This is a genomic window from Staphylococcus sp. EG-SA-2 (assembly GCF_017152085.1).
Genome location: NZ_JACYHC010000522.1, coordinates 1 through 19,119, shown reverse-complemented (window position 1 = coordinate 19,119; position 19,119 = coordinate 1). Strand labels below are relative to the sequence as shown.

Annotated in this window: 19 protein-coding genes and 3 pseudogenes; 4 read left to right on the top strand and 18 right to left on the bottom strand. The window is 38.4% G+C overall.

Features of this window, described 5'->3' with window-relative positions; translation table 11 throughout:
* Nucleotides 1–133 (top strand): annotated as a pseudogene (locus IDG60_RS08540) (ATP-dependent Clp protease proteolytic subunit); the annotation flags it as partial.
* A 165-nt stretch (nt 134–298) separates the two neighbouring features.
* On the opposite strand, the gene IDG60_RS08535 reads toward IDG60_RS08540, so the two are convergent.
* The 4 genes from IDG60_RS08535 to IDG60_RS08520 form a co-directional block, all read right to left on the bottom strand.
* Nucleotides 299–1,516 carry a tyrosine-type recombinase/integrase gene (locus IDG60_RS08535; RefSeq protein WP_001291561.1) on the bottom strand — a complete coding sequence of 406 codons (1,218 nt, stop codon included), beginning with the start codon at nt 1,514–1,516 and terminating at the stop codon, nt 299–301.
* Nucleotides 1,517–1,597: 81 nt separating this feature from the next.
* Complete coding sequence (locus IDG60_RS08530; RefSeq protein ID WP_000814511.1) at nt 1,598–1,801, bottom strand: excisionase; 204 nt, start codon at nt 1,799–1,801, stop codon at nt 1,598–1,600.
* Nucleotides 1,802–2,261: 460 nt separating this feature from the next.
* Nucleotides 2,262–2,492, bottom strand: a complete 231-nt coding sequence (locus IDG60_RS08525; protein ID WP_000857133.1) for a helix-turn-helix domain-containing protein — start codon at nt 2,490–2,492, stop codon at nt 2,262–2,264.
* Entirely contained in the window at nt 2,489–2,911 is a 423-nt protein-coding gene (locus IDG60_RS08520) for a sigma-70 family RNA polymerase sigma factor (protein WP_000804885.1), read from the bottom strand. The genes IDG60_RS08525 and IDG60_RS08520 overlap by 4 nt, the downstream gene beginning before the upstream one ends.
* 504 nt (nt 2,912–3,415) lie before the next feature.
* On the opposite strand from IDG60_RS08520, the gene IDG60_RS08515 reads away from it, so the two are divergent.
* Nucleotides 3,416–3,769, top strand: a complete 354-nt coding sequence (locus IDG60_RS08515) for a helix-turn-helix transcriptional regulator (RefSeq protein WP_001227347.1) — start codon at nt 3,416–3,418, stop codon at nt 3,767–3,769.
* Between the two features lie 59 nt (nt 3,770–3,828).
* Here the strand turns inward: IDG60_RS08515 and IDG60_RS08510 are convergent, their stop codons facing one another.
* The 14 genes and pseudogenes from IDG60_RS08510 to IDG60_RS08435 form a co-directional block, all read right to left on the bottom strand.
* Nucleotides 3,829–3,996, bottom strand: coding sequence for a cysteine-rich KTR domain-containing protein (locus IDG60_RS08510; RefSeq protein WP_000336323.1), 168 nt, complete (start codon nt 3,994–3,996; stop codon nt 3,829–3,831).
* Nucleotides 3,997–4,114: 118 nt separating this feature from the next.
* On the bottom strand, nt 4,115–6,034 hold the full coding sequence (tet(M), locus tag IDG60_RS08505) for a tetracycline resistance ribosomal protection protein Tet(M) (protein WP_000691736.1): 1,920 nt from the start codon (nt 6,032–6,034) through the stop codon (nt 4,115–4,117).
* Between the two features lie 15 nt (nt 6,035–6,049).
* Nucleotides 6,050–6,127: a tetracycline resistance determinant leader peptide gene (locus tag IDG60_RS08500; RefSeq protein WP_078372222.1), complete on the bottom strand. Its 78-nt coding sequence runs from the start codon at nt 6,125–6,127 to the stop codon at nt 6,050–6,052.
* 283 nt (nt 6,128–6,410) lie between these two features.
* Nucleotides 6,411–7,343, bottom strand: a complete 933-nt coding sequence (locus IDG60_RS08495) for a conjugal transfer protein (RefSeq protein ID WP_001224318.1) — start codon at nt 7,341–7,343, stop codon at nt 6,411–6,413.
* On the bottom strand, nt 7,340–8,341 hold the full coding sequence (locus IDG60_RS08490; RefSeq protein ID WP_000769868.1) for a bifunctional lytic transglycosylase/C40 family peptidase: 1,002 nt from the start codon (nt 8,339–8,341) through the stop codon (nt 7,340–7,342). The genes IDG60_RS08495 and IDG60_RS08490 overlap by 4 nt, the downstream gene beginning before the upstream one ends.
* A pseudogene (locus IDG60_RS08485) lies at nt 8,338–10,516 on the bottom strand (CD3337/EF1877 family mobilome membrane protein). Before IDG60_RS08485 ends, IDG60_RS08490 begins: the two are co-directional and overlap by 4 nt.
* A gap of 2 nt (nt 10,517–10,518) precedes the next feature.
* A complete protein-coding gene (tcpF, locus tag IDG60_RS08475) occupies nt 10,519–12,966 on the bottom strand; it encodes a conjugal transfer ATPase TcpF (protein ID WP_000331160.1) in 2,448 nt (815 codons plus the stop codon).
* On the bottom strand, nt 12,950–13,342 hold the full coding sequence (locus tag IDG60_RS08470) for a conjugal transfer protein (protein WP_000723888.1): 393 nt from the start codon (nt 13,340–13,342) through the stop codon (nt 12,950–12,952). The genes tcpF and IDG60_RS08470 overlap by 17 nt, the downstream gene beginning before the upstream one ends.
* Before the next feature lie 88 nt (nt 13,343–13,430).
* Complete coding sequence (locus tag IDG60_RS08465) at nt 13,431–13,928, bottom strand: antirestriction protein ArdA (RefSeq protein WP_000342539.1); 498 nt, start codon at nt 13,926–13,928, stop codon at nt 13,431–13,433.
* 116 nt (nt 13,929–14,044) lie between these two features.
* Entirely contained in the window at nt 14,045–14,266 is a 222-nt protein-coding gene (locus tag IDG60_RS08460; protein WP_001009056.1) for a hypothetical protein, read from the bottom strand.
* Between the two features lie 42 nt (nt 14,267–14,308).
* Nucleotides 14,309–15,514 carry a MobT family relaxase gene (mobT, locus tag IDG60_RS08455; protein WP_000398284.1) on the bottom strand — a complete coding sequence of 402 codons (1,206 nt, stop codon included), beginning with the start codon at nt 15,512–15,514 and terminating at the stop codon, nt 14,309–14,311.
* Between the two features lie 178 nt (nt 15,515–15,692).
* Nucleotides 15,693–17,078, bottom strand: coding sequence for an FtsK/SpoIIIE domain-containing protein (locus IDG60_RS08445; RefSeq protein WP_000813488.1), 1,386 nt, complete (start codon nt 17,076–17,078; stop codon nt 15,693–15,695).
* A 28-nt stretch (nt 17,079–17,106) separates the two neighbouring features.
* Nucleotides 17,107–17,490 carry a YdcP family protein gene (locus tag IDG60_RS08440; protein ID WP_001234286.1) on the bottom strand — a complete coding sequence of 128 codons (384 nt, stop codon included), beginning with the start codon at nt 17,488–17,490 and terminating at the stop codon, nt 17,107–17,109.
* Nucleotides 17,491–17,508: 18 nt separating this feature from the next.
* Complete coding sequence (locus tag IDG60_RS08435; protein ID WP_000420682.1) at nt 17,509–17,823, bottom strand: YdcP family protein; 315 nt, start codon at nt 17,821–17,823, stop codon at nt 17,509–17,511.
* Nucleotides 17,824–18,153: 330 nt separating this feature from the next.
* On the opposite strand from IDG60_RS08435, the pseudogene IDG60_RS08430 reads away from it, so the two are divergent.
* Nucleotides 18,154–18,618 (top strand): annotated as a pseudogene (locus IDG60_RS08430) (ATP-dependent Clp protease proteolytic subunit); the annotation flags it as partial.
* Nucleotides 18,619–18,629: 11 nt separating this feature from the next.
* On the top strand, nt 18,630–19,119 hold a 490-nt coding region (locus IDG60_RS08425; protein WP_206160618.1), incomplete at its 3' end, for a phage major capsid protein.

Here is a 19,119-nt window from a genome sequence, read left to right as displayed (position 1 = left end):
TGAAGGGCATGCAATATACAATATGCTAAAAATGCATCCTGCAAAAATTAATATCTATGTCGATGCCTTAGCGGCATCAATTGCTAGTGTTATCGCTATGAGTGGTGACACTATTTTTATGCACAAACAAAGTATAAATTTCTAATTATCTTTTTATATTTTCTTAAATGCTCGTAAAGCCTTATTCTATGTGCTTTCGAGTATTTTTACTGTAGGAAGATACTTCACGTTTCTTTGCATATTTCCTCATGTCTTAGCTGTCAGAAGTGGTAAATAAGTAGTAAATTCATTTGTACTACTAAGCAACAAGACGCTCCTGTTGCTTCTCTTTATTCAAGCGTTTCATTTCTGCCATTGCAGAATCGAATGTTGCATGTGCGTAATAGTTCAGCGTCATGGCTATATTAGCATGTCCCATAATGTACTGTAATGCCTTTGGATTCATTCCTGCATTTGCATAGTTGGTACAGAATGTATGTCGCAAACTATGTGGAGTGATGTGTGGCAATTTATCCTCGTTATACTTATTGTATTTCTTAACAAGACCTTTCATCATGCCGTTGTAATCACTTGCCACTTTTGGATAGTTCTTTCTATTAAGAAAGAGGAAATCACTATATCCATCAATCTCAACACGCTTATCATTCTTTCGATTCGCTAACACTCGCTTAAATGCTTGATAGGCTTCTTCAACCATAGGAACTTGACGTTCGCCACTTTTGGTCTTTGGTGTTTCAATGTAGTACCCAATTTCAGTATCTCTCAATAGCTGATGGTCTATATTGACAAGACGATTCTCAAAATCTAAATCTGGAAGTGTCAAACCACCAAACTCTGAAATACGAAGACCTGTTTTTAAGAGTATCAGAATTTCATCATAATTTTTGCTGTAGGTTTTATCAGCTTTTGCAAAGGCTAACAGTTTTTCTTCCTGTTCTTCTGTTAGTACGGTCTTAGGGACAGTATCATCATCAAGAACTGCTTTCAGTTGAAAGTCAAATGGATTCTTCCGAACACAATCATCTTGTATAGCAATATAGAATGAAGCCTTTAAAGAACGTTTGTAGTTATTGATGGTTTGATAAGCATAACCATTTTCACTCATTCTAATAGCCCATTCTTTAGCGTCTGATGGCTTAATACTGTCAATACTTCTTACACCTAACTTGTCTTTCTTCAAAATATCCATAAGATATTTGCGTCCAGTTTCAGTGTTTTTTCTAACCTTTGGTCTTTGAGCGTTCTGTTTTGCGTAAAGCTGGCAGAGTGTCATTTTCTTTCCTACAACATCAATACCATCATGAATGTCTTTCTGTAACTCTGCGATTTTCTCTCTAAGTGAGATACAATCACGCTTTCCTGCTGGTACTCGGTCTGTAGCCACAAGTTTCCACGAGTAAACAAATTGCGGTTCTCCAAATGAATCTATATATTTGTATAAGTATCTTCCGTCTTTTCGTTGGCTCTCTCCAGTCTTTAAGATTCGACCTTTATTGTCACGTCTTTTTTCTGACATGGCATTTGCTCCTTTCCTTTATGGAAAGAGCCTTGATACGACTTAATACTATTTTATCATATACAAGACCCTTTGGCGACGCTAGATTGCGTCCAATGTATCTATAATTTTTTCAAATTGTTTTCGTTTAATCTGAATACGATTGCCATTCATAATCAGCCAATTTGCATTTTTATTTTCCTCTGCCAAGCGTCGTAGCTTGTTTTCGCCAATACGAAAATATTTTGACGCTTCTTCAATGGTTAGGGTATAACGTTCCCAAATAGGAATGTCAGTCTGCTTCATAAAATCCTCCTTTCCAAATCACTTATTTGGATTTCATAAAAGTTGTTTTACCAGCAATCGAACAGCTTTAGCAAAGCTCACGGGAGTTCCACCCCTGCATGGTTCTCATGTAGCCATACTCATTGCCTGCGACGGTTTTATCACGCTCGGACTATTGACTGTATGGGAGTATCATTATCACGATAAGAATGTCGTTGCAGGCAATCCTGCTAAAGATTGCTTCTCGGATCACTAACATGAATCGCTCGCTATCTTTATAAGATAGGTCATGGCGGTTAGTTCCGTTGGCTCTTTTCTTATCGAAACGTATTCGATTACTTTTATTCAGTTTTCAAAGAACAATGGCTCGTTAGCCTATCAAAACACATTGAAAGCTCAATATGCTTTGGTGGAATAACAAACCTCCCTGTTCGGGAAGCGTGGAATGGTTTAGCACGCTTCCACGAAAGGAGAGAGGATATTACTTAATTTCAAATGACAAAATCTTTGTAATCAGTCTGGTTTCCATTCTTCCACGTAAGACTTCATCAACGACCATACTTTGATTGCCATATTCATCTTTCATAAGTCGTAGGGAACGCTTCGTTATGTACCCTCTGTAATGATGTAGAATCTGGTTAATCGCTTCGGTATCGCCATCTGTTGCCTTTACAATGAGAGGAAAGGGAATCATAGGATATTGTGTTTTCATTCTTCAAATTCCTCCATAAACTTTTTAATTAAGGCTAGTCCACTGGTTCTATGCCGATAGACAGTAGAACGGTTCAATTTCAACAGGTCTGCAATTTCTGAATCGCTCATGTCCATAAAGTAAAACAGCAGTAGAATTTCACGTTTCTTGTCTGGCAACTCACGTAATGCTTCACTCAACAAATCATTTTCAACGCCTACTGATAACCCATTGAGTGTAAAAATCTGAAAGTCAGTTGAATAGTTATCTGTTGTCGCAAACTGGCTAACAAGATAATCGCCAACATCCGAAAAGGACACCTCACGCTTTGCAATCCTTGAAAGATAAAGCATATAATTCTTTCGCTCGTCTTCCATAGCACGTTTACAGATATAGTCAAACTGATTTTCTATTGTGGTCTGAAAAGAAGATGGTTTCATGTTTCTCACCCCCTTTCTGTCTAGGAAAGGAAGTGAGCCTTGCTCGTTTATCTCCTTTCACTCTTAGTCCCAATGTGAAAGGGGGATTTGTTGCATTACTGATAAATAAACTTTGTAAAAAAGTTCTGAATAGCCAAAAAAGCATATAAACAGATTTATTTCTCTGTTTACATGCTTCTGTTATTCTATCTATATGATTTATAAAACCACATTGGTGGACGTACTTATCTATTGCAGATAGACGACTTTTTTTGACAAGAACCCAATGTAAGGAAATTTATTGTATATGATGTACTTCATGGCGACGTTGACCTCCAACAAACCGCCATTTGGAAGTAATATACAATATTTTAACAGCGTAAATAGCACTACCATATAACGGTTTTTTTTATTGGCGTTTAGTAGTGCTTTTTATTAAATATAAACCTATAAACCATATAACACGTTTTTCTATACCTGTTTTTAATTCAGTAGGAACAATAAAATGTATAGAGGTGGTCTACTATGCGTAAAAAAGAAGATAAATATGATTTTAGAGCCTTTGGTTTAGCCATTAAAGAAGCTCGATTGAAACGAGGTTTAACTCGTGAACAAGTGGGAGCATTGATTGAAATTGACCCACGGTACTTAACTAATATTGAAAATAAAGGGCAACACCCCAGCATACAAGTTCTTTATGACCTTGTATCGTTACTTCATGTTTCCGTTGATGAATTTTTCTTACCTGCTAATAACTTGGTAAAAAGCACCCGACGATTACAGATAGAGAAATACATGGATAGCTTTACAGACAAAGAACTATCCTTAATGGAATCTTTAGCCAGCGGTATCAACGAAGCAAGAAACATCGAAGACTAATTAAAAGAATCCATACATAACGGAAAGAGCCGATAAAATGAGATTGTATTAATCTCATTTTATCGGCTCTGCGTCTTTGCGTCTGGCTCTGTAATCACAGTTACTTTGAACTGCTTTATTTCAATTAAATTTTCTTGTCTGCATTTCGGACAATAGAGGGGGAATTTTTTTAATTCAGTATCTTCCCTTATCTTTAATCGTGTTTTATTTCCACATACAGGACACAATATCCACTTGTAGTTTATAATAACTATCTCCTCCTTTACACTTTAATTCAAATCTTTATTAAAAAATATTTCATCTTATTTAACAAGAAACCATATTTATATAACAACATAAAATACACTAAGTTATTTTATTGAACATATATCGTACTTTATCTATCCGACTATTTGGACGACGGGGCTGGCAAACAGGTTCACCGGTAGTAACATGGTACCCTTTTAACTCTGTTAAACAAACACTACGTCCATTTGTAAAGAAAGTTAAATCACTACGATATTCTTGAATACACCGAGCAGGGATTTCTCCACTAAGAATGACCTCATTATTTTTCAATTGAGTGTCTACGATGTTCGCACAATATTTAGGAGCATCGTTGTATGCTCGTGAAAGATATTCCTGTGGCGCATAAATTTTAAAACTAAGATATGGCTCTAACAATTCTGTTCCAGCTTTTTTTAAGACTTGTTCCAATACAATAGGAGCAAGCATCCGAAAATCTGCTGGAGTACTAACAGGGCTATAGTATAAACCGTACTTAAAACAGATTTTACAATCCGTCACATTCCAACCATATAATCCTTGTTCGCAACCATAGCGTATCCCTTCCATAACTGCATTTTGAAATGATTGATTTAAGTATCCAAGAGAAACCGAGCTCTCATACTGCATTCCACTTCCCAACGGAAGCGGTGATACAGATAAACCAATGGAAGCCCAGAAAGGATTTGGCGGCACTTCGATGTGAATGGTATATTCTGCATTTTTTAACGGTCTCTCCATATAAATGACTGTAGGCTCTTTTAGTTCTATCTCCACATGATACTTTTCTTGCAACAGTGCACTAATCACTTCCATTTGTACTTTCCCTAAGAAAGAAAGTATAATTTCATGTGTCGTAGAATCCACGTAATATCGTAGAAGCGGATCACTATCTGAGATTTCCAAAAGGGCATCAAGCAACATTTCTCTCTGTTCAGGTTTACTCGGTTCAACAGTTGTTTGTAGTAGAGGGTGCGGATTTTCAATCTTTTTTCTCTGTGGCAATAGTTTTGTATCTCCAAGAACACTATTTAACTTCAAAAACTCATTTTGCAAAATAACAATTTCTCCAGAATAAGCTCTATCAATCTTACATAATTCACCATTTATTGAAGTATACATTTCTGTAACTTTTATTTTTTCTTTTTCTGATACTCTAACCGAATCTCGTAAATGTAGTACTCCACTATAAAGGCGTATATATGCAAGACGTTGTCTTTTTTTTGTATATTCAATTTTGAAAACATTTCCGCAAAGTTCAGACGGACCTCGATGTGTTGATGAATAAAATTTATTAGTAATAACTTCTATAAGGTTATCAATCCCTATATTACTTTTTGCACTTCCATGATAAAGAGGGAACAGAGAACAATTCTGAAATCTTATGCTTTCCTCTTGTTCGAGTTCCAATGCTTCTAATGATTTACCGGACATATATTTCTCTAAAAGGTCATCGTTTCCCTCTATTACCGTATCCCATTGTTCAGATTCGGTAAAGTTCGTCACACACATATTAGGATACAGTTCTACCTTCTGTTTGATTACAATTTCGGCAGAAAGTTTCTCTTTAATATCCTGATAAACCGTTGATAAATCAATTCCATTTTGGTCAATCTTATTGATAAAAAAGATTGTGGGAATCCCCATTTTCCTAAGTGCATGAAATAATATACGAGTTTGTGCTTGTACGCCATCTTTTGCAGAAATCAGTAGAATTGCCCCATCTAAAACTGATAATGAACGATATACTTCTGCTAAGAAATCCATATGTCCTGGCGTGTCTATGATGTTCACCTTCGTATTTTCCCACTGAAAAGAGGTTATTCCTGTCTGAATTGTAATTCCTCTCTGACGTTCTAAAAGCGTATTATCCGTCCTCGTTGTACCTTTGTCCACGCTTCCTAATTCTGTAATCGCTCCACTGTTATATAATAAGCTTTCTGTTAAGGTAGTTTTTCCCGCATCAACATGAGCTAAAACTCCAATATTAATAATTTTCATGTGATTTTCCTCCATTCAAAAGCCCAAAAGGGCATAAAAATCCCAGTGATAAATACTCTTATCACTGGGATTTTTATGCATAACCATAGGCATACAAAGCATACAGATATTCTCCGGATACTTTAGAATCACATGATAAAGGTATTCTTAAACTGGGTACAAAAAACTAAGCCCTCCTAAAAAAGGACATCCAATTATTTGTTCCCACTATCAAATTGACAGTTTATTTAAGAATACCTTGCCGCATATTTATTAACTCCTTTTAAATAGATACTTAAATAATAGCACGTAAGAGCATATTTGTAAAGGAATCTCCAATTTTTTATCAAAGAGAGTACGTGATTACAAAATAGCTGTAATAATGTACCAATATTTGTTATTCTATAATCTTCCAATTACTCCCGTTCTTTTCAAGTACCAAATCAAATTGAGATACCTGCGTTGCTTTGGTCTGCTGGTCGATATACTCCACTGTCAGCGATACCGTGACTTGATTATCCTTACGATTGTGAATAGGATTTACCAGTTCTTGAAAGATGTACTCTTTTCCGATTGGTTTTAATATCCCGTCATTCACATAGTAGGAAAGTTCACTGGCTGTCGCTGTAGGATAGAGCTTGAAGAACGTCGTTAAAAACTCATTGATTTCATTGGTTGTAATGGAATCAACCGTCCCCTCACTTTCAATGGCTTTTGGTTTATAACTTGATTTCTTAGGTATGTTGGTAATGGTCGGATTCTTAACCAGTACCATATTTCCAGAACCATCTACATAGACACTCACAATATAAGCAGAGTGGACGGTCTTTGTATTTTCTCCCTCTGTAATGAGCTGGTCTACACTGTAGGTTACATTAAACTCATTGTCGCCAGTTGGCTCTACCGTCCATATCTGAAATCCTCTTACAGAAGACGATACAGGAATATCTTTGCGTACTGTATCAACATTGAGAGCTTGAAGTTCATCTGTCAGATAGCCTTTTAGACTTTCCATTCGATTATCAATGGACTTATCGGATTGCTCCCATGAATAGTAGACTTTCGCAAAGTTCTCTACAAAATTTTCTACATGATGAGTATCAACGTATTCCTTTTCTATGATAGTTGTTTCGTGAATAGTATGAGTATCTATAGCTGTAAAGTGCTTGAATATCGCAAAGCTGAAACTAAGCCCTAAAAGTACCCACAAGGCAATCACAACCTTTTTATGAGGATTGACCTTATAGACACGAGGTTTCTTTTCCTTTGGTATCTGTTTTTCTTTATTCTGATTTTTTCTAAATTTCATCATTAAATCTTCCTTTCTCATTGTTTGATTCGTCCTGCTCCCACTAAATGCTGTTGCCAGTAGGGGCTTGTTAAGTCGGCATAACCGATTGGGTCGCCTGCATGAAACATACGGTTATTGCCAAGGTATATCCCAACATGAGTAATATAAGAGCCAGCGTTATAGGTAGAATGAAAGAAAACCAAATCGCCAGCTTGTGCTTCCGATAGTGGGATATGCTGGGTCACATCATATTGCTGTTGTGCGGTTCGTGGTAAGTTAATTCCAGCTTTTCCATACGTCCATTGTGTCAGTCCGCTACAATCAAAAGAAGTAGTCGGGGAAGCTCCACCGTAAACGTATCGCCAGCCCTCATATTTCAGTGCTTCGTCCATGATGGCTTGTACCGTATCATCATCAAACTCTGTTGTGACAAGATACTGCGTTACCAGTTGCACATAAAACATATTGCCATAGTTGTATCGCCAGCCCCCATTGATAGGTATGGCTATGGGATTGGGGTAAGACACTTTTTCGCCACCTGAATACTCTTTTGAGAAACTTTGAGCCAGTTCAAAGGTATATTTATTTCCACGATTAGCCACATACCCTAAGAAACCACCACCATAATTGTAGGACTGGATAACCGATTCTAAATCTACACTGAGCCTTTCGCTACTGGCTAATAATTCACTGAAATACTTCACACCTTGCTTAATGGATTCTTCTGTACTCAATGAATTAGGTGGAAGACCGAGGGATTCCGAGGACTGCATAACATCTTCCGCAGTACCGCCCGATTCCACCTGTATAATCGCAAGAAGTATGTTGACATATTCTTCAACGCCATATTCTTTGGCATATTTTTCTACCATAGGCTTATGAGCCAGCACTTCTGCGGAAACATTCACACCTCCATAATGAATATTGGAAATTCCGCTGTCCTGTTCATCTGAAAATAAAATGGCAACAAACAGAAGCAGTGAGAAGACCATCAAGAATAATCCAGAACCACCAATCACTAAAGTTTTCAACTTCATGGTTTCTTACCGACTTTCTTAATGGTGGCGGTTTTGATTGGTGGTCTACTTCTTGTATTTTGTAGTGGTACTCTTTGAACAGTAGACGGACGTTCTTTTGTGATTGGACGTTGTGAAGTTCTATCTGCTGTAGTGGTTGAAGTTGCTGGCTTTTGAACGGTTTTTTCTTGAACGGTATTGCCTTGGCGTTCCACTTTTGGACTTGAAAAATCGGACTTAACTGCTGGACGCTCTTGTTTGGCTTGTTGAGATTCCTTATATGAAGTCTGAATATTAGACTGTTTTGAGGTCTGTTCATCATGATATTGTTCTTGTCTTGTAGTCGGTCTTTCATGAACAGAAGAAGCAGGCTGTTTTTTCTGTTTGACCTGTTCCATTTCAGAGCGACGCTTCGCAATGGTTTTTCGCCTTTGTTCCTGCTGTTCCTTGCGTCCACTGGCTCTGTCCGCTTTGGTTTGAGAAATACTACTGGTTAAATCACGGACATTCTCTTTTACTTTGGATTTTCCTTGATATACTGCATATCTTGCATTGGTCGGCAAATCTTTAACCTGTTCTTTCAAACCACTAGCAGTGTCTACCATTCTGTCTTTGGTATCAGCTACTGTACCGATGGTTTGACCGATACGTTTTCCAAGTGTTGATTTTTCCTTTCCGTCTGGTCGGGAGTGATCTGCTTGTGTCCTTGCAGAACTCCCCGAACCCGACTGTCCTTTTTTACCTGTAACAATGGCAGACCCAGCCCCTAGAGTAGTCATGGAACGTCCAAGTTTCCGCTGTAGACGGTGCATGTGAGCGTGCATAAGCATACGAGGTTTTCTCATCACACGACTTCCCACACTTTGAGAATCGTTACTCTGTAGAGAAAACATACTCATTAAATCGCCCAGCTTGAAGTAGATTCCTGCAAAGGTCACAATCTGTAGAAAAGCAATCAAAAAGAACGGATAACCAGCCGATAAGGTATAGAGCATGGTTGAAATACTAAATGCTGTCGTAATAATCAATGTGATTCCAGCTCGTGTCAAAATGGTATTAAAGAGCTTTGTTATGGCTCGTTTTGACATACCATCAAATGATGGAATCATGCTTAAAATAAAGCTCACAGGCAGAAACATAGCATAGATGATAAAAAGTACCTGCGAGAAAATCATGATTCCTGTTAATAGGAATACAAATATGGAAATCCCAATATTGAAGACAAATAGGAAGAAGACTGTACCTAAACGGTTAATGGTCTTTGTAATGGTTAGATTGGTATTGCTTCTGTCTTCAATTTCTTCCGCAACAATTTTTTCTCTGTCTTCGCCATTGTTGGAATCTGGGCTGGTGGAGAGCAGGCTTTCCACACGGTCAATACCGATACTTTCAATGTCTGAACTGTTGTATTGAAGCAGTAGCCACGGTTGCTGAACCTGTATGGAAAACAGGCTATCTCTGATTAAGTCCACGCTGTCCTTGCCTTGACTATCGGAATGGGGCATGACAATCTTCGTGCCAAGTGATAAACTGGCATTACTGATGTCTGATGAAAAGTCATTGATTTTTTTTAATGTAGTCGGGAGCGTAGGCAATAAAGGAAGCCGATAGGATAAACACCAGCACAAAATTCATAATGGCATGAATTGCCTTTGTGGTTTCTCTCTTTATCAGTCCCGTATAGGCAACATAAACCCCAAGAACCAAAATCAAGAGTAAGAGGAATCCAACATAGAAACCCTCTGTTGAAAATCCGTTTGCACTCACACCAGCTAAGGTCTGCATATTCTTACCAATGGAATCTGCTGTAGCGGAAATGAAGTCTAAGGAATAGGCTTCCTGTACTAAGTAACCTGTCGCATTGGAAACATACAAACTGATTGTCCAAATAAAATTGGTAATGGCATATAGTCCATACATGACCTGTTTTCCAATCCCGTCCGACCAGTTCCACGGAAGCCAGCCCCAGCTATTATCCACATAAAAATCCAGTTGATAGTTTTCAAGTGGGTATCGGCTGTATTCATTTGCCACATTGACCGTATCATCTACCAAGCCCGCAGCTTGAACCACCGTTCCCAGCATGGCTAAAAGAAAAATGGCAATCACAAGTGTGAAAGCCACTGTCATTGCCACTTTACCTAGACGTTTCAGCGTCCAGTTTGATTTTATTCTGTTTACTATTGATGGTTTCACATTTACACCTCTTTTCGCACAGGTGGTCTGGTATCAAAGGCATGGAGCAGTTCTTCAAATACAGGGTGGAACTGTATCACACCGACACGACCATATAAATCACTGATAAGGCATTGCCCGTTTTCCAAATCACGCAATCGCTTCTGATTGTTTTCGTCCTCTGGGTCTACACCAAAAAAGGCTAAGGTCTTTTTAATCTCGTTAAGGTCAGTGGAACGAAATGCAAATTTTAAGCCGAGGTTATTTTTCAGTTTTTCATCTAAGAGGTCGTCTGTATTTTGGGTCACGAAATATACCCCAGCGTTCATAGCACGACCAGCCCGAACCAGCTTCATAGATAGTGTTTTTCCTTGTGCTACCTGTAAAAAGCTCCATGCTTCGTCTAAATCTACAATCTTGAAAATGCTTCGGTCTGTATGGATAAAGTCTAAAGCAAAGGTACTAATGACAATCAGCATAGCAACGGATAAAAGCTCCATAGTGGTATATTCCTCAAAGGAAGTTTCCTTGTCGGGAAGTACCAAGTCCGCAACCTGTATAATGTTCAGTTGTTTTTCTAAGCTGATAGACTGCTCCACATAACCATTACTGAATAATAAATGTGCAAAGTCATAGTCTGTAAAACTTTCGATATGGTCGGCTATACTGGTACTTAGTGGCGTATTCTCAACCCGTAATTCCTCAATCACTTTCATCAACCCTCGTACTTCACTATTGGTTACTGCACGAATGGCTTTTCTAAGGATTGGGAAGCGTTCCCCATCACGAGAGGAAATCCCCGTAAGGAATGTCAGAATATCAATAGCCAGTGATTCAGAATCTTTGGGATTTTTCATAATCACATAAGGGTCAAGTAAGCCTTTGTTTTTCTCATCAGAAGTCAGAGTGACGATATTGATTTCATGGGAAATCTCTGGCAAGGTTTCTTTCCATCTGCCACGTTCTGCTTTTGGGTCTACAATCACTGCTTGTGCCCCATAAAGCACCGCATAATAGACGATAAGGTTATTCGCAAAGGATTTACCACCACCCAGCGAACCAACAAAAGCCGACGCTAACGCATTGGTTACTGAACCCTTAACCCCTTGACTGGCAAGAGCAGGTTTCAGATAGACATTGCGTCCAGTATCTAAGCTGTAGCCAACATAAATCCCCTCATTTTCCCCCAGCATTTGAGTAGCACCAAAACCTAAACCAGCGAGGAAATCAGAGGTCACGTATTGAATATAATCATTCATATAACGCTTGCTGGCAGGTAAAAATTCTTCATGTAAGCCGAGCATATCCCCAAATGGTCGTACCAGTTTTACGCTTAAATCGTCATAAAAATCTTTCACTTCATTACAACGACGTTTGAGTTCGTCAAGATCATTTGCTGATACCCTTACCACATAAGACAGCTTGTACATAGATTCCTTGCTTTGGTCTAAATTGGTTTCCAGCTCATTCACACTTTCCAGAGCTTCCGCCACATTGGAGCTGGTTTCATTATCACTTTGCCAAGCGTGGTTATCCAAGTCTTTCAGTTCTTTCTTTTTATTGCGGACAGTAGATAGGGCTTTACGATTCGCTACAATTTCCACATTCATTGACGTATCAATCGGGAATGTAAATTGCTGTTGCTGGTAGTAGAAGATTTCAGAGGACGGGAAGTCCAGTTCTCCGACAATGCTGTTAATGGTAAAGTAAGCTACATAGACGGTTTCATCTTCCTGCTGGATTTTCAAATATCGCTGTTTTTCTTCCACCAAACAGCGAGTAGGCTTAATCAAGTCATAGTATTTAATCAGCGTTTCATTATCCAGCTTTTTCTTTGATAGATGGTACTCATACTCTTCATAGGCAGTGCCTGTCTGTCCGTAAAGGTGTTCAATCAGATAGCCGAAGTCGTCCTTATCTAACCTGCGGATTTTGAAACGACGAGAGATTTTATTTTCTAAGAGCTTTTCCATCTTCTGAAAACGCAGGATTTCATCATTACTCATACTAACAAAATCGCCCATCAGCTTATGGTTCACATCATAGACAAAATCAGACAAAGCATTTTTTGCTTCAACGGTAAGACTTTTCATAGAAAACTCCTGATCGTTGAGAAGCAACTTAAAGCCGATAAAGAAACGGTAGTTCACTTGATTTTCGCCAATCATGGATATTAAAGCGTCTGTCTGTTGGTCGATTTTGTCATAGGCAACCGCTTTGAGCTTGCCAGTGACTTCATTTTTGGAACGCTCTTGTGCAGAACGTATGCTGGATTCTGTACTGATTTGTAAAGCATGAATTTTGCCATCACGATTTTGTGCGATAAGCTGTCTGAAAGAATCATGCACTTGTATTTTCTGTTCTGGACTTAGAAATGAGTAATTGTAAGGAACAAGCTCATAGTAAGCATAACATTCCCCGTCTTTATTCCAGACGAGATTGTTTTCAATGTATTTAATTGGATATGCCATAAAATTCACTCCTAACTGCTGTAATGGCTTCTTGTGGCTGGTTTCTGCCAAGCGTTACTTTTTTTCCTGCATAGGTCAGCTTTGGTCGCAGTGCATAAGCAATGACAGACTTCAAAAATCCATAAGGCTTTTTACCATCAAAAGTTTTTGTAGACATAAACCATGTGAAAGCCACAGGAATCCCAAAGTATTTGAGAAATGCTCCCTCTATCATGGAAAGAGGGGGCAAGTTGCCAAGTATCATCACTGCAAAGAGTGACACGACAAACCATGTCATTTGCGTAAAGGTTATGGGAAACGGAAGTCTAAAATCATTGATAGAATACAGTACCTTTTCCACAGACCAGATACTGGTATAGCTTCGTATTTTCTTCATGTAATCAATCCTTTCATAAAAAATAGGGGTAGCTGATTGAGCCACCCCGTAAAATAGAAAATCTGCCAGTAGTAATGTACCGACAGATTTAATAGACGATTTCAAAAATCCCATGATTGGTTGAGATAAACGTTCCTGAAAGGTCTAAATCCCGACCATAGGCTTGATAATCAATATAGTTTTGAAGACTAGCTGGTACTTCGCCTAAAGCACCCGTTTCTTCAATGTAGTAGCGTGCCACGTCATACATATCATCACAATCGGAATGAATGATAATATCCTCTTGATGTTCGCTTAGTTCTTCAATGCTTGAAAAATGAGTGAGCAGAGCAGATAGCTCCGATTGTAATTCTTCGGGTAATTCCGATACCATTTCCCATAGTCGATTGAGTTCGCCAATGGAAGTGTATTCGTCAACCGTAAAGGGTAACTCGTAGTCATGAATGGCGTATTCCTCATATTCATCATTCAAGCCGATTTTCTCTTTGACTTCCTCAAAGTCAATGGGAAAGGTAAACCACGCACCGACCAATTCGCCCTCATTGTATTTGCCTAAATTCGCAATATAGACTTGCATATCGTCCATATATTCACGTCCTTTCTTTGTAGAGATTCAAAAATCCCTACCGCACTTCGTTTGGTGTACCATTCCTTTGCGGAACATAAGAAAACCACTTATATTCCACAAAAGAACGGTTTTATTTAAGCACCAATAATGCGATTGAATAGCTCTAGTAAAATGTCTTTTACTCCAGCAGCGTTGAAGACTAAGCCAACCGCAATAATCGCAATAATTAAAAAGCCAATCAGTTTGCTAAACTCACGCTTGAAGCCAAGATACAAGCCAATCACAACGATTGCTAAAAGCACCAGTGATTGAGCGTTTGATAGAAACCAGTTATAAAGGTTTTGTCCAAAATTCATAAAAATGTTCTCCTCTCTATATTCAATGAATTTGTATTTGAGTTATTTTTTTGTTGTTATCACGTCCTGTTCTTTTACTGACTGTTGCTTCAAAATCTGCTTGTGTCGGTCTGTCAGTTTCGCATGGTCGAGAATGTCTTTTACAACCTGCGTCTGGTTGATTTCATCAAGTTTAATCGCAACCTTTAAGGTCGGGGCAACTTGATGAGATAGCCAGTTCAGCGTCCTTTGGAAGGAGTAAGGCTCTGGTTTTGTGGTTAGTTTTAATCGTTCACGATTGTTCCCAATAAACCAAGCCCATTCTTCATTCAGTTTCCAATCAGAACGAGGTTTGGAATCGTCTTTATCTACAAAACGGATATACCGATTGATAATTTTAAAGGCGGTATGCTCTGGATTGTCATAGACGAGTAAATCACGGACTGCATAATAGGCACGCTCATTTTTCAATCGAATCTCAAAACGGTTTTTTACTTCTGCGTCTTCAATGGGAATATCATTTTTCTTGTACTGCTCGTAGTCCTTTTCATAGATACAGAAATAAACTTCACTTTGTAATGAACCGATATAGAGGGTGTTTCCCATACATTCCTTTTCCTCTTTGCGTACCAGTTCGCCACTGCGATAGCTTTTAAAACTGCGGAAGACGGAGATACATTCTTCCTGTTGGCACTTTTCAGTGAGTACAGGGATATTTAAAATCCCTGTCTTATCGTTAATGGCAAGGTCAAGGCGTTTCATCACACCGCCAGCCACCAAAACGTCCATAAAGAACTCATACCAGCTTCTTTGTTGTGCCAGAAGATAGCTTTCAAATTGTCTGCACCCACGACCTTTCAATTCCACCAGAACTCCTTTGTCCAGTTCATGGGAGCAAAGGACGAATATGTCGCCTAAAGCATAATGCTCTGAATAAGAATAGAAACCATAGTCCTCATGAAGAAAATAGGACAGTTTCAGTTGTAAGATGTTTTCGACCACCTGCTGTACGTCTGTTGTCGGAAAGCGAATTCTTACATAATCAAACAGCATTTCAAGGGGAGCGTCGGGATTGAAGCGTTCCAGAGCTTCCCAAAGGGACTGCTGTAAATCCTCTGATGGCTTGACTTTTCCTGTTTCAATATCGCTTAGATACTGCCTTGTAATACCAGTCGCAACAGCTAAACGGTTTTGAGATAGTCCATAAGCCAAGCGTTTTTCTTTTAAATGCTGTAACCAAGTTTGTTCATTCAGTAAAAATCCCTCCAATCAAAAAGGCGTATGTCAACTTTTAAAGCCCATTTGACATACGCTGAAATTTTGTAAATCCCTTGTAACCAAAGGATTTTCTAATGTTTTTTTGACTGTTTCCTGTCGATTTGTACCCCCCTGTTAGATACGGGGGGGGTAAGTGCTGGCGTGGCTATTGCCACACCAGCCAGCAAGATCAGTCCACACCTGCGACTTCCGCTTCGCACGTCGCCTGCGTGGACTGTCTGCTGTTGGATAACTTTTTAATTTCCTCCAAGAAATCATATCCTTTTGGTACAAGGGGAGTATAAAACTCTGATATGACACTTGTTCCTACATCAACATAGCCACGACCTTTGATTCGCTTTAAGAAGAAATCCTTTTGTACGTCACTGCCAAACATCATGCCATAGCCCATTTCAGACATACGACCTAAAGCCACTCTGAAATTAAACTGATCACGGATTCCGTCGCCTAAATATTTTGCGTCTGGACGTTGACAAGCCAGTATTAGAAAGAAGCCAGCTTGACGACCTAACATGACAATCTGTTTCAGCTTATTCATAACTGCGGTGTTTTCTTTTGTTCCCAGCATTTCCATGAAAGCGACGTATTCATCAAAGATTAAGAAGTGTGCCGGGAGACCTAAGTAAGCATAATTTTTGCCAGTCTTATAGTTCTTCATCTGCTTCATTTCCTCACTACGTTTCATCATTTCTTCATAGAATGTTTCAATGCAAGAAAGCAAGTCTTCTTTTCTATAGTAGACATTTGCCATCACAGAACCTAAGTCCGCAAGATCAGCATTTTTCGGGTCAAGAATATACAGTTTTGAATCTGTATGAAGCAAGGCTTCAATCAGTGTCAGTATAAAGTAAGTTTTACCGCCACCTGTACCACCAGCAATCAACATATGAGGGAGCTTATCATATTCCCACCATACGTTTTTCATTAAGCGAAGTTTACCATCTTTAGCTTCTACTTCATCAATAGAAATACGACTGGCTATGGTGTCATAGAGCAAAGTATATTCCACATAGGAATCCTTTAACTCTTTATCCGTCAGCTCACAGTACAAGCCACTCTCTAATTTCTTTTCCAAGTGTAAGAGTTGGTCTTGATATTTTCCCAGCGTGATTTCCACCCGTATCTGTATCAAGCCATTTTTAAGTCGATAATACATTTTAGGGAAGTAGGTTATCTTTTCCTTTGTACGACCAGCACTATCTTTAAAGAAACCCTCTGTTTTGACCTGTTCAGATTCATACCACTTGTTTTCAAGTATCATCTTTGCCAGTTTTTGACGGTGGTAAAGTTGTTTAACCGTATCATAGCGAACCCGTTTGAATACAAACGCTACCAGCAAGCAGATAAGAATTGCGACACTGAAACTGATAATTAAATAGGGAATGTCAATCTTATCTGCTTGTGATAGGTTAAAATCCTGCCAGTTGATCTGCTGGATTGTCTTCACATGAAACAGTCCGACAACCAGCAGGAAAACAGGCAGGAGTGACGCTATCGTAAAATGAAAGACTAAATCTTTACCAGATGGGCGAATCCTTTTACCACGCTGTTTCATGCGAAAAAGTCTCCTTTCTACCTAGCGACTATTTGTCTTGTGTCGGTTCTTTCTTTGCTTGTGGTTGAGCTTTGAATGAACTAGAATCCTTTGTCAGCACAATATCGTCTGCCTTGATATACCAGTCAACATCTGCTCCTTGATAGGTGGCAGTAGCAACGGTGTCCGCAATGGGATTGATAAGTTCCACCCGTGCGTTATAATCAAACTCTTTCAAAGGCACGCTGGCAGGAATACTTACTTGAATCATGCGTCCTTGTCCTTTGGATTTTAAGTCATAGGTACGTTCCTTGATTTCATCTGAAACCGACCCGTCTTCATTTTGGATTCTCACTTCACGACGTAGAGCAGAGAATTTCAATTCTCCAAAAGTCGTGTCTTTATCTAATACAATGCCATTTGCTAATCTCATCATTTTTCCTCTCTTTCTTTATTCTTTTATCATGTCGTCAGCATGTAAAAGGTAATTTGTAAAACCACGAGTGCCGATTTTGTAGCCCTCTGCGGTAATACGTGGATTGACTAACTTCACACGTTCCTCAAAGCCGAAATGTTTTTCGCCAGCTTCAGCAGGAAGCACCACCACAATATCATCTGCTCTTTGAACATCAGAATAGAGATTATAGCTTCTTGATAAGACAGTTAGCCGTCCGTTGATTCTTCGCTGAACGACTTTATCCTCGCCAGCAAATTCTAAATTGCCGAATGTTTTTTCCATGTTGGGAATCACAAATTTAAGTTCCATATTTTTACCTATCCTTTCTTTTTTATTGGCTGAATGAATGTTTGATGGTCTTAAAGAGTGGGGAACGACCTTTTGATTCTTGATTTTTTGTTTTCATAAGTTCACTTCCTTTCAAAATCGGGTAAAAAAATAGACACCTCATTTTTTGAAGTGTCTACCTATTAAATATTCAAATTTTATTGGAAGTATCTTTATATCTTCACTTTTCAAGGATAAATCGTCGTATCAAAGCTCATTCATAAGTAGTAAATTAGTAGTAAATTGAGTGGTTTTGACCTTGATAAAGTGTGATAAGTCCAGTTTTTATGCGGATAACTAGATTTTTATGCTATTTTTAAACCCAAAAATAGTTTTTTAATGATTCATAATTCATGGGTTATGACTGTAGGTAATGCAGAAGAATTAAGAAAGACAGCGGATTTACTTGATAAAACAGATGCTGTTAGTAATTCAGCGTATTTGGATAAAGCAAAAAACTTAGATCAAGAACAATTAAAGCAGATGTTAGATGCAGAAACATGGCTTACTGCTGAAGAAGCCTTATCTTTTGGCTTAATAGATGAAGTTTTAGGAGCTAATGAAATAGCTGCTAGTATCTCTAAAGAGCAGTATAAGCGTTTCGAGAACGTCCCGGAAGATTTAAAGAAAGATGTAGACAAAATCACAAAAATTGATGATGTAGATACATCTGAATTGGTTGAAACACCTAAAGAAAGTATGTCACTAGAAGAAAAAGAAAAAAGAGAAAAAATTAAACGCGAATGCGAAATTTTAAAAATGACAATGAGTTATTAGGAGGAAATGAAATGCCGACATTATATGAATTAAAACAATCATTAGGTATGATTGGACAACAATTAAAAAATAAAAATGATGAGTTGAGTCAGAAAGCAACAGATCCAAATATTGATATGGAAGACATCAAACAACTAGAAACAGAAAAAGCAGGCTTACAACAAAGATTTAACATTGTTGAAAGACAAGTACAAGACATTGAAGAAAAAGAAAAAGCGAAAGTTAAAGACACAGGAGAAGCTTATCAATCTTTAAATGATCATGAGAAGATGGTTAAAGCTAAGGCAGAGTTTTATCGTCACGCGATTTTACCAAATGAATTTGAAAAACCTTCAATGGAGGCACAACGTTTATTACACGCTTTACCAACAGGTAATGATTCAGGTGGAGATAAGCTCTTACCAAAAACACTTTCTAAAGAAATTGTTTCAGAACCATTTGCTAAAAACCAATTACGTGAAAAAGCTCGTCTAACTAACATTAAAGGTTTAGAGATTCCAA